The 12,391-nt window shown below is 61.6% G+C and carries 7 protein-coding genes; 4 read left to right on the top strand and 3 right to left on the bottom strand.

Going from position 1 to position 12,391, the window contains the following annotated elements; translation table 11 throughout:
• The first annotated feature begins 16 nt into the window (after window positions 1-16).
• Window positions 17-1,321 carry a polysaccharide biosynthesis/export family protein gene (locus ACX3OW_RS18565; RefSeq protein WP_459097288.1) on the top strand — a complete coding sequence of 435 codons (1,305 nt, stop codon included), beginning with the start codon at window positions 17-19 and terminating at the stop codon, window positions 1,319-1,321.
• Here the strand turns inward: ACX3OW_RS18565 and ACX3OW_RS18560 are convergent.
• On the bottom strand, window positions 1,315-2,049 hold the full coding sequence (locus ACX3OW_RS18560; protein ID WP_459097287.1) for a sugar transferase: 735 nt from the start codon (window positions 2,047-2,049) through the stop codon (window positions 1,315-1,317). The two genes, ACX3OW_RS18565 and ACX3OW_RS18560, sit on opposite strands and share 7 nt — an antisense overlap.
• 249 nt (window positions 2,050-2,298) lie before the next feature.
• On the opposite strand from ACX3OW_RS18560, the gene wecB reads away from it, so the two are divergent.
• The gene (gene wecB / locus ACX3OW_RS18555) at window positions 2,299-3,474 is read left to right on the top strand and encodes a non-hydrolyzing UDP-N-acetylglucosamine 2-epimerase (protein ID WP_459097286.1); all 1,176 of its coding nucleotides are present in this window, start codon (window positions 2,299-2,301) and stop codon (window positions 3,472-3,474) included.
• Here the strand turns inward: wecB and wecC are convergent.
• Window positions 3,447-4,706 (bottom strand): UDP-N-acetyl-D-mannosamine dehydrogenase, encoded by a 1,260-nt coding sequence (gene wecC, locus ACX3OW_RS18550; protein ID WP_459097285.1) that lies wholly within the window; start codon window positions 4,704-4,706, stop codon window positions 3,447-3,449. The two genes, wecB and wecC, sit on opposite strands and share 28 nt — an antisense overlap.
• A gap of 8 nt (window positions 4,707-4,714) precedes the next feature.
• Window positions 4,715-5,557: a WecB/TagA/CpsF family glycosyltransferase gene (locus ACX3OW_RS18545; protein ID WP_459097284.1), complete on the bottom strand. Its 843-nt coding sequence runs from the start codon at window positions 5,555-5,557 to the stop codon at window positions 4,715-4,717.
• 231 nt (window positions 5,558-5,788) lie between these two features.
• Here ACX3OW_RS18545 and ACX3OW_RS18540 point away from each other — a divergent pair, with 231 nt between their 5' ends.
• Both ACX3OW_RS18540 and ACX3OW_RS18535 read left to right on the top strand, forming a co-directional pair.
• Complete coding sequence (locus ACX3OW_RS18540; RefSeq protein WP_459097283.1) at window positions 5,789-6,751, top strand: glycosyltransferase family 2 protein; 963 nt, start codon at window positions 5,789-5,791, stop codon at window positions 6,749-6,751.
• Window positions 6,752-7,422: 671 nt separating this feature from the next.
• Window positions 7,423-12,375: a DUF4082 domain-containing protein gene (locus ACX3OW_RS18535; RefSeq protein WP_459097282.1), complete on the top strand. Its 4,953-nt coding sequence runs from the start codon at window positions 7,423-7,425 to the stop codon at window positions 12,373-12,375.
• The last annotated feature ends 16 nt before the right edge of the window (window positions 12,376-12,391 follow it).

The following is a 12,391-nucleotide window of genomic DNA, read 5'->3' as shown; positions in this document are numbered from 1 at the left end:
CCCGAAGCGGGATAGGATGCGCGATAAAGCCATGAAAGGCGGATTGAAGATGCCCATATTGCAGCGACCCAGTCCGCGCCGACGCGCCCTGTTCTGGGGTGTTCTGATGGCCTCCATGGCCGCCCTGCCTCTGGCGGCCAGTGCTGCCGTGCTGGTGCCAATGACCCGGCTGAAGCTCACCGTCGTGCAATTCGTGGCCGCCTCGGGTGATTATAAGCGCTGGGACGCGCTTGGCGGTGAGTTCGACATTGCCGCCGATGGCACCATCACCATTCCCTCGCTCGGCGCCATCTCGACCGAGGCGCTGACCCCCGATGAGCTAGCTGCCGAGATCGCCCAGCGCCTGCAGCAAAAGCTGGGCCTCATTGAAAAGCCTGAGGCTTCGGTGCAGGTGGTGCAATATCCCCCCATCTATGTGGTGGGCAGCGTCGCGGCGCCCGGCCAATTCGACTATCGTCCCGGCATAAGCGTGATCCAGGCCCTGGCATTAGCCGGAGGCGAACGCCGCTTCGAGAGCAGCACCGGTGCCAGCGATGCGATCCGCCTCGAAGCCGACTTCGCCGGCTTCGGCAGTGACATCCTGCGCCTCAAGGCGCAACTCGCGCGGCTGAAAGCCGAGTTCGCCCGCGATAGTACCATCAACTTTCCGGAGGCTCTCACGACCGCCGATCCCGTCACTGCCGAAATTCTCGAGCAGGAGCGACGGATCTTTGATGCACATGTCAACGAGACCGCCCGCCAGAAAACCGGCCTCGTCGACCTCGCCGCGCTCTACAATGCCGAAATCGATGCGCTCGGACAAAAACTGGATGCCGTTGACGATCTGACCACAAAGGCCGAACAGCAGGTCGCCTCGATCCGGGATCTGGTAGCCGCAGGCTCCGCAACAGTCTCCCGGCTCAACGATGCTGAGCGAGAGCTTTCCAATCTGCGCTCCCAACGCCTCGACATCGTCATCGCCACTATGACCGCACGCGAAAACCTCAACCATTCCCAGCGCGAACTCGCAAAGCTCGAGGACGAGCAGCAATCGGAAACAGCACGCCTGTTGCAGCAGGACCAGGCCAGTCTGGAAAAAATCCTGCAGCAGCAATCGGCGGCGCGCCGGATGCTGCTAGAATCGATCGAGGCCGACAACGCCCCCGTCCTCAACGAAATGCTGCAAACTCAGGTGGAATACACAATTCTGCGCCAGCAGGACGGCGAGACCGTCGCTCTGGACGCCACGGAGACAAGCCTCCTGCAGCCCGCCGATCTGGTGAAGGTGACGATGGAACCACCAAAGACGCCGGCGGATACGGCGACGGTCACGCCTCAGTAGCCGGTGCCGCCTAGCACTACGCCGAAGGTCTTGACGATGGTGCGGAAGTCGGTGGCAGCTGAGATGCTGCAACCATAAAGCTCATCATAACGGGCTCGCTCGGCAAAACTGCAACTGTTGCGCTCGCTGACCTGCCACAATCCGGTCAAGCCCGGCCGCAGGTCGTAGTAAGCCATGCCGTCATAGAGCAGGCGCTGTTGCGGTAGCATAGGACGCGGCCCGACAAGGCTCATGTCACCGATCAGCACATTCCACAATTGCGGCAGCTCATCGAGAGAGTAGCGGCGCAAAATAGGTCCGAACCGCGTCAGTCTGGGGTCGCGCCGCAATTTCTGATGCTTGTCCCATTCCGCTTTTTCGGCGGGGTTCTTGTCGAGATAGGCCCGAAGCGCCTGGTCGGCATCTTGCACCATGGAGCGCAGCTTCCAGAGGATAAATACCCGTCCATGACGCCCGATCCGAGGCTGGCGATAAAAAGCCGGCCCACCATCCAGCCTCACCAGCAGAGCAAGGATGAGTACGAGCGGCAGGATCATAGCACCACCGACTAGGACGAGAACGATGTCGATAAGGCGTTTGCCAAAAACATATGCCCGCCCTCGTGCCTCCCCCGGCACCCGCAAGGTGAACGGGCTTGCCTTGAGAAGGGCGTGGTCTTCTATGAAATGGTCGAGCATCGTCGCCCCACAATTTGCTTTGTCGTGGGCACGATAGGCGCTATCGCCCAAGCCAAAACTCCCCCGTGCGAGCTAGATTACGCCCGCTTTTCCCGCGTAATAAGCTTAACGAAGTATGAATGGAGGGGCCGGTGCAGGTCCTCGCCTCCTCGCTACTCCTTTGGGCCGGCCACTAACCGTCTTTGGCTAGGGCCTGCACACGGCGGCCATGGACCTCAGTCACGGCTTAGCAGAACGAGGTATTTGCTGCAGAGCACTCCACGCCTAGCGTCACCTGTGCCGAAGGCGGGAGACCGGTTGATGCGCAGGATTCTGGTTGTCTATGGAACGCGGCCCGAAGCCATCAAGATGGCGCCCCTCATTGCCGCGATGGATGCATCCGAACATCTTGAACCGGTTGTGGTGGTTACCGGCCAGCACCGGCAGATGCTCGATCAGGTCAACGCCATTTTCGGCATCGAGCCGCGTTATGATCTCAACATCATCGCCGACCGGCAGCGCCTGGACGGCATCACAGCCAGAGCGCTGGAGGGTGTTTCTGAAATCATTGAGCGAGAACGTCCCGACGCTGTCCTCGTACAGGGCGACACCACCACCTGCTTTGCTGGGGCGCTGTCTTCCTTCTATGCGAAGACGCCGGTCATTCATCTCGAAGCGGGTCTGCGGACCTACGATGCCTACGACCCTTTTCCCGAGGAAATGTTCCGCACAATGGTCTCGCGCCTGGCTGCCCTACATCTGGCGCCGACGGAAACGGCGCGACAGAACCTCCTGTCCGAGGGCATCGCCCCCCACCGTGTCGCCGTAACCGGCAACACAGTGATCGACGCCCTACTTGATGTCGCCTCCCGACAATTGCTGCCCACCAATCAGGACCTATTGCGGCTCAACGGCCGCCGGATCATCCTGGTCACTGCCCATCGTCGCGAATCCTGGGGGGAGCCCATGGCACGGGCCGCTCGGGCCATGGCTCGGCTCGCCCGAGCATTCCCGGACGTCCAGTTGCTGCTGCCGGCCCACCTCAACCCGGCGGTGCGCGAAATCCTGCTGCCCGAGCTTGACGACATCGAAAACATCATCATCACCGATCCGCTCAACTATAGCGATTTTATCTACGCGATGAAAAAGTCGGACATCGTGTTGACTGACAGCGGTGGCGTGCAGGAAGAGGCGCCGAGCCTAGGCAAGCCGGTGCTGGTCATGCGGGAAACGACCGAACGCCCAGAGGCCGTGCTCGCCGGCACGGCGTCGCTGGTGGGAACCGATGAGAACTTGATCTTTGAACAGGTGAGCCGGCTTCTGACCAACGAGGTTGCCTATGATGCGATGGCCAAGGCCGTCAATCCCTATGGCGACGGCCTTGCTTCGGATCGCAGTGTGAAGTCAATCGAGCATTTCTTTGGTCATGGTGAGCGCCCAATCGACTTCGTTCCGAGCGTAAGACAGGTTCACGCCCACGCCCCGCGGGTGTCATAGACCACCTTGCCATTGTGGCGATTATGGCGCAGTGCCTTGAAGGCATCATGCTCGACCAGAAGCACGATGATGTCGGCCCGGTCCACAGCCTCGCCGGCGTTGGTCAGCCGGAGATTGGCGTTGCCCACGAGTTCTTTCGGCAGCGTCTCGACATAGGGGTCGGCGACCATGATTTCGACGTCCGGCAGGGCGCTGGCAATCAGGCCAACTACCTCGATCGCCGGGCTCTCCCGCACATCGTCGACATTGGCCTTGAAGGTCAGGCCCAGGCAGGCCACCGATGGCGAGACAAAACGTCTGGCTTTGGCGATGACCTGATTGGCCACGTGATGCGGCTTGTGGTCATTGACCTCGCGCGCCGTACGAATGAGCCTGGCCAGATCCGGCGCCGCGGCGACAATGAACCACGGATCGACCGGGATGCAATGTCCGCCAACGCCCGGGCCTGGTGACAAGACATTGACACGTGGATGCTGGTTGGCGAGCTTGATTACTTCCCAAACGTCGAGCCTTAGCGACTCGGTGATCAGCGACAGCTCATTGGCAAAGGCAATATTGACGTCGCGATAGGAGTTTTCCACCAGCTTGGCCATTTCGGCGCTGGCGGCATCGGTGAGAAGAATCTCGCCTTGTGAGAACACCCGATAGATGCTGGCCGCCTTGATTGCGCAGCTCGTCGTCAGGCCGCCCACCACCCGATTGTTGGTGATCATCTCGATCATGATTTTGCCCGGCAGCACCCGCTCGGGGCAGTGCGCGACATAGATGTCAGCGTTGCCACCCACGACATGGGGCATGATGAGGTCAGGTCGAACGGCGCCGATCCACTGGCTGACCAGTTCGGTCGTGCCTGGTGGGCTGGTGGATTCCAGCACCACGATGTTGCCCTTTCGCAATTTCGGCGCCACTTGCTCGGCCGCTGCTTTGACGCAGGAGAGGTCTGCCGTGTGGTCTTCGTTGAACGGAGTTGGCACCGCGATGATGAAAGCATCGGCCTCAGGGATGTCGCGCGCCATCGAGAGCCGCCCCATGGCCACGGCGCCGCTGACGGCGACGGCCAGGTCAGGCTCGATAAAGGGAGCCTCGCCGCGCGAGATCGTCTCGACGATGCGCGGATTGACATCGACGCCCGTCACCTGCACCCCGCGCGTCGCCAGGACGGTGGCCGTAGGCAGGCCGATATAGCCCATTCCGACAACCACGAGGTTGCCACTAAAAACTTCGTTCAACATGGCCAATCCTATGATGAGATGTGAGAGCTGGGCGTCGTGCCAGGCTCGGCAGGAAGGCGCTGCATTTCGGCGCTGGGGTGGAAGATTTCGCGGAGGGTCAGGGTAACAAAAGCGGTGTTGGTGGTGAGATAGCGCCGCCACAACCGCCGTGGCTCCTGCGCCAGCCGGTAAGCCCATTCGAGCCCCATGCGCTGCCAGGCGCGCGGTGCGCGTTTGGTCAACCCGGCCAGAACATCGAACGAGCCGCCAACGCCGTGTAAAACTGGCACCCCCAGGTGGTCCTGAAAGCGTCGAAGGAAGATTTCCTTCTTCGGCGACGGCATGCCCAGAAACAACATGTCGGGCCGGGCGTCCCGAATTCCTTCTGCGACGTCGGCGGCTTCGTCCTCGGCATAATAGCCATCTCGGCTGCCGACGATTTCCGCCCCCGGCCAGCATTGGCCGATTTTAGCGACCAGCGCCGCTAGAACCTCGGGCGTCGCGCCCAGCAGATAGATGCGCCGCCGTTGCTGATGCGCCAGCGACAGCAATTCCTGAAACAGGTCGATGCCGGCCACGCGCTCCGGCAATCTATGCCCAAGCAGCCGACTGGCCCAGACCACCGATTGGCCATCGGCCAGCAGCATATTGCAGTCGAGTATGGCGTTCCGCAGCTCCGCATTGTGCCGGATGCTGACAATTTTTGCCGCGTTGAGCACACCCACCAACAGCGTGCGCCGCGTCTCCAGCGCCAGCCGACACCGCTCGATTGCCTCGGTCATGCCGATGGCATCAACGTGCAGCCCGAACAGTAAGTCGGGATTCTGCGCAAACGGCCCGCCGGCCTGGGCTTCACCCGCGCTCCATGTCATTAGGACCTCCCCATTGGCAGGGGATGACGCTATGCGGCGGTGCAAAGGCCCAACAATCATCCTAATAGGGGCGATCAGCGCATAATAGGAGCGCATTTGCCGTCCGCCGGGAGCGATACGCGCGCGAAATTGACTAGTGGCATAAGCACAACGACGCTCCGCTAGCTGCAAATCACTAGTGCCCAGCCCCCCTGTGAACGCTGACATGGGTCGCATTCTTGGGAGGCGATGATGGCTTTGGGAGTTTCAGGCCAGCCCCGTGCTGACAATTCGAACGATCGATCGCTGGCGGTGATCGTTGTCACCTACAATAGCGCCGACACACTGGGCGGCCTTCTCGACACGCTGGGCGAGGGCCTCGCCGGCCTCCCGCGCACCGAAATCGTCGTCGTCGACAACGCCTCTTCCGACAAGTCCGTCGCCATTGCGCGTGCGCATCCCATTGGTGCGCGCGTGGTGCAAACCGGACGCAATGGAGGCTATGCCGCCGGCATCAATGCCGGTGCGGCCACCATCTCGGCCGAGGCCGATCTGCTGATCCTCAACCCCGATATTCGTGTCGCCCCTGGTTCGGTGGCCCATCTGATCCGCCGCCTGTCTGCCAATATCGGCATCGCGGCCCCCCGCATCCAGCACGAAGATGGCATGCTCTTTCATTCGCTGCGCCGCGAACCATCGCTGCAGACCGCCTGGGCCGATGCCCTCCTCGGTACGCGGCTCGGTTATGGTCTGGACCGCGGCGAATGCATCTGCAGTGATCATCGCTACGAACGCACCAGCACAGTCGATTGGGCGAGCGGCTCAGCCCTGCTCATTTCCGCCAGTGCCCGGGCCCGCACCGGCCTGTGGGACGAGTCCTTCTTTCTCTATAGCGAAGAGGTCGACTATCAGCGCCGGGTCCGCGACGCCGGCCTTCACGTCGCCTTCGTTCCTGAAGCGGTCTTCATCCACATTGGTGGTGACTATAGCCGCAACGCCAACCTCTATGCGCTTCTCACTACCAACCGTATTCGCGATTATGCCCGCCATCATGGCCCGACAGCCAATGCTGTCTTTCGACTGGCCCTGCTCACCGGCGAACTCCTGCGCAGCCTCGGTGGTTCTGCCGTGCACCGTGCGGGCGCCCTGGCGACATGGCGGAGTTTTTCCCAACAGCGCCCACCGCATCACCAGCCGTCCGGCAGCGAGGCATGAGCGTCGTACTAGATCACAACGGCGCCAGAGCTAATCCCCACGGGCGATAGGCGCGTCGCTGGAACTCTGTTCTGGTCGATCCACAGCCGCGTTGCAAGGCCGGCTGAGCCCCGTAGCAGGGCCGTAAGATACCTTAGATGCGGTGTTCGTGGCACTGCAGGCAAGGTGTCCTTCGGACACGAAACGTCGGGCAGGGCTGGGAGGATAGCCCCGCCCGACGTGGGGGTATCCGCGTTTCGTATCTCACCGGGGGAAGTCGCGTGAAACATTTCGCAATTGCCAACCGGCAGAGCACGAAAGGGCTAGCATTGACCTTTGCGGTGCTGCCATCGCCGTCCCAGGAGACGCGTCATGCCGTCGAGCCCCTCTGGTTGCGGCGCGGCACTGGTCACAGTCGTTGGACCGCCCCGAAAGGCGCCTCCAGTGCCCTTGTGCCCCTGAACGAGAATCTTGCTTTGGCCACGTCTGGGTTGTTTGCGGACAAGATCCCCCTGGCTCGCTCGCAACACCTGCCCAACGCGTTGACGCCCGCGATAGCCTATGGTCCGGACGCTACCGTCGCCGGCAGTACATTTGCCCCGACCCAGTTCCAACCGACGCTCTCGCCACATCTACTGCCGGCGAGTCCTGTTGAGGCCAGCGGCCCTTCCCGCTCTGGGAGCACACCTCGCTTGGCCGACGCCTCCGCGACCGGGCAAGCCTTGAAGACGCCGCCAGAGCCGTCGCCGCAAGCCCCATCCCCCGCTGCCGCTTCGGAGACCGACAAAACCGCAGCGCCGGATCTGCTTGACTGGCGCGCCAGCTGGGTCGCCGCCTCCGCCACGACGCCCTGCGGCACCTGTACCGGCCGCGCCTGCACCATGTGTTCCGTGCGCACAGGTGGTCCGGCCGCCACCAATGGCAAGCCGACTGGCTATGCCCAGCGCGTTCTCGATTTTTACGAACCGGTCGATGCGCCGACCAGCGCGAGCACTAGTCTTGCGCGTGACACCATGTCGACTCTCAATAATTTATCGGCCACGCCAAATGCAATTGTGCTGGAAAACAGCAAGCAGGGCACGCCAGAAAGCGAGTGGTTGATTGGCCTCGCCGATCCATCGATAGAAGGCTATGCCGCCCAATTTACGCTGAACCATGGCGAAACTGTCGACTTCAAAATCAGCACCGACTCAAAAAATTACCGGATCGAGATCTACCGCCTCGGCTACTATGGCGGCGATGGCGCCCGGCTGGTCCACACCATCGAGCGCAATCTGGCCAGTGCCCAATCCCAGCCGCTGCCGCTTTTCGACCCAACCACCAAACTTGTCGATGCCGGCAACTGGTCCGTCTCGGCCTCTTGGGCCGTTCCGGCCGATGCCGTTTCTGGGGTCTATTTCGCCAAGCTGACGCGCCTCGATGGCTCGCTGGGCGAGAACATGATCCCCTTTATCGTGCGCAATGACGAAGCACCAAGCGACATCACCTTCCAGACCGCGGACACCACCTGGCAGGCCTATAATTGGTGGGGCGGTTACAATTTCTACGGTGGCATTGGCGGCGGCTTGCGCACCGGCCGCGCCAGCAAGGTCAGCTACAACCGTCCCATAATCACCCGCGATGGCGGTTTCGCCGCTGGACCGCAGGACTACATCTTCGGGGCCGAATATCCAGCCATCCGCTTCCTTGAGCAGAATGGCTACGACATCAACTACATCTCCGGCATCGACGCAGCGTCCAACGCCGCCCAATTGCTCAACAGCAAGATTTTTCTCAGTGTCGGCCATGACGAATACTGGTCTGGCGAACAGCGCGCCAATGTCGAAGCTGCCCGCGATGCGGGGGTCAATCTGTCGTTCTGGAGCGGCAACGAGGTCTATTGGGAAACCCGTTGGGAAACCAGCATTGACGGCAGCGGCACGCCTTACAAAACGCTCGTCTCCTACAAGGAGCGCTGGGACAATGCGGACAGCGACCCCGAAGGCACCACCTCCACCTGGCGCGATCCGGTGCTCGGCTCCGGGCGGCCGGAAAACAACCTGACCGGCACCATGTTCACTGTCGATTCCTATCGGCTCGACGCCATCAACGTGCCCTATGACATATCCAACCTGCGCTTCTGGACCAATACCGCCGTCGCCGACATCAATCCGGGCGAAGTCTATACGCTCACCAAGAACCTGCTTGGCTATGAGTGGGATTCCGACGTCGACAATGGCTTCCGCCCGGCGGGCTTGGTGCCATTGTCCTCCACCAGTGTGGACGTCAACACCCTGCTGCTCGACTATGGCGCCTCCACCGGTCCGGGTACGGCGCAGCACAGCCTGACGCTTTATCGTGCTCCCAGCGGCGCACTCGTTTTCGGCGCCGGCACCGTCTACTGGTCCTGGGGCCTCGACAGCCACCACGACAATGAGGCAACCCCGATCGACCGCAACGTCCAGCAGGCGATGATCAATCTGTTCGCCGATATGGGCGTACAGCCGACAACGCTGATGCAGAGCCTCGTTACGGCCAGCCAGAGTATGGACAGTCTGGCGCCGACCACCGTTATCAACCCGCTGACCGAGCCGCTCGAAGCAGCCAAGACCGCCACCGTCACCGGGACTGCCACCGATCATGGCGGCGGTCTGGTTTCGGTGGTCGAGGTCTCGACCGATGGTGGCGCCTCATGGCATCGCGCCACCGGCGCCTCCAATTGGAGCTATAGCTGGACCCCCCTTGTGGGCGGCACCTATACGATCCTGTCGCGCGCCGTCGACGACAGCATCAATCTCGAAACGCCGACCGCCGGCAGAGCGGTCAGCGTCGATCAGGGCGGCTCGGGCAATCTCTTTGGCCCGGGCGAAACCCCCACCGCGCCCTTCAGCCTCGATGACCGGCCGGTCAATCTCGGCGTCACCTTCAGCTCCAACCAGTCGGGCAGCATTGTCGGTCTGCGCTATTTCAAGGGCACCGGCAACAGCGGCGAACATATCGGTTCTCTCTGGACCTCCACCGGTACGCTGCTGGCCCGCGCCACCTTCCGCAACGAGACACCCAGCGGCTGGCAAGCAGTGATCTTCGACAACCCGGTCTCGATCACCGCTGGCACCAGCTATGTCGCATCCAATTACGGTATTGGATATGCCGCCTCGCCCAGTTACTACGCTACGCCGCATCTGCAAGGCCCTCTTACCTCGACGGGTAGCCTCTATTCCTATGACAGCGCCAGCGCCTTTCCGGGAACCAGTTCGAGCGCCAACTATTGGGTTGATGTGGTGTTCAGTGGCGTTCCCACGCCCAATGCGGCCCCTATCGGCCACAATGACGATGGTTATCTGGTGCAGCTTAATACGCCGATCACTTTCGCCATGGCGACCCTGCTCGGCAATGACACCGACCCCAATAACGATGTGCTGACCGTTATTGGCGCTGGATCTGCATCCCACGGCACCGTCACCTTAAACGCCCAGGCGCAAACCCTCACCTTCATCCCGACCACCGGATATACCGGCCCGGCGTCCTTTGGTTATTCGATTTCGGATGGTCGCGGCGGCGTCGGCTCGGCCGTGGTCAACATGAATGTTTCCCCCTCGGTCACCACCAGCACCCTGTTCCGGCCCTCGGACACACCGACCACGCTCAGCAATTCCGACGCCGCCCAGGTTAATCTGGGTGTCAAATTCGTCGCTTCTGCCTCTGGCGTCATCACGGGCGTCAGCTACTACAAGAGCGCACTCGACACCGGAGCCCATAGTGGTTCGCTCTGGACCAGCACCGGCGCGCTGCTAGCCACCGCCACCTTCGTCAACGAGACTGCAAGCGGCTGGCAGACCGTCATGTTCAGCAATGCCGTGCCGATCACGGCGGGCACCACCTATGTGGCCAGCTACCACAGCAATGGCCACTATGCGACAACCAGCAATTACTTCGCGACGAGCCATGCCTCTGGCCTGCTCACGGCGCCTGCCGGAGCCAATGGGGTCTTCTCCTACGGCACAGCGAACCTCATGCCGACCAGTTCTTTCAACTCCACGAATTACTGGGTCGACGTCATCATGAATGCGACAGCAGCGACCAATCGCGCCCCCATCGCGACCAATGACAGCGGCTACACAACACAGAAAAATACGGCGCTGACGCTGAGCGCCGCCGCACTTCTGGCCAATGACAATGATCCCGACCGCGATCCGCTGTCGATCACCGGCGCCTCCGGCGGTGTCAACGGCACGGCGGTGTACAACGCCCAGACCAATGCTGTGCTCTTTACCCCTACCGCTGGCTATTCGGGCGCGGCGTCCTTCGTCTATTCAATCAGCGATGGACGCGGCGGCACCGCCTCGGCCTCCGTCGCCCTGACGGTCACCCAGGCCATCAGCGGTAACTCGCTGTTTGCGAGCAATGCCACGCCCGCCACTGTTACAGCCAATGATCCGGCTTCGGTCGAGCTGGGCATGCGCTTCACCGTAGCCCTTGCCGGATCGATCAATGGTATCCGCTTCTACAAGGGCCCACAAAACACCGGTCCTCATACCGGCACGCTTTGGAGCAGCACCGGCATCCAGCTCGGCACCGTCGCCTTCACCAATGAATCCAGCAGTGGCTGGCAATCGGCCAGCTTCTCCAGCCCAATCGCAGTGACGGCGGGCACGAGCTATGTCGTCTCTTATCACACCAATTCCGGCTACTATTCCGCCACTGCAGCGGCCTTCAACACCGCGATCAGCAACAACGGGATCACCGCCCCGCAAAATGGTAGCGGCGCCAGCAATGGCAACGGCCTCTTCGCCTATGGCCCTGGTCCCCTCTTCCCGACCAATAGCTACAACGCCACCAATTACTGGGTGGATGTCTATTACGCGCCCGGCGCCAACACCGCCCCGGTCGCCGGCAATGACAGCGGCATCACGGTCCAGCGCAATACGCCCCTCCAAATCCAGGCGGCAACACTGCTGGCCAATGATAGTGATGCCAACGGTGATCTCTTGACCATTACGGGCACGAGTGGCGCGACGAACGGTACCGCCGTCTTCAACGCCACGACCAACATCATCACCTTCACGCCCAACACAAACTATACCGGCCCAGCCACCTTAAACTATGCCATCGCCGATGGCCGTGGCGGCGTTGCCTCCGCCAATGTTGGCCTCAATGTTGCGGCGGCAGCCACCGGCGTCTCCCTGTTTGCCGCCAGCGCCACACCGGCAACAATCTCGGTCAACGACCCCAATGGGGTCGAGCTGGGCATGAAGTTCACCTCATCCCAGAATGGTACCATCACTGCGGCAAAATTCTACAAAGGCCCCAACAATACCGGCCCGCATGTGGCGACGCTGTGGAGTTCGACCGGTACCAATCTAGGCCGTGTCAGCTTCCAGAACGAAACTGCCAGCGGGTGGCAGACAGCAAACTTTGCCACGCCAATCGCCATCACCGCAGGCGCGACCTATGTCATCTCCTATCACACCAATGGCAATTACTCGGTCACCGGTGCAGGCCTTAACCAGGCGATCACCTCGGGGCCACTGACCGCGCCTTCCAGCGCCACAAGCGGCGGTAACGGCCTCTACGCCTATGGCAGCTCCAGCGCCTTCCCCACCAGCAGCTACAATGCCTCCAACTACTATGTCGACGTCGTCTTCAACGCACAGCTCGCGACCTGAACACCAACCGGAGACC

Source organism: Devosia sp. A449 (genome assembly GCF_054489375.1).
The sequence above is the reverse complement of the archived record's forward strand: the minus strand, read 5'-3'. Positions and strand labels throughout refer to the sequence as shown.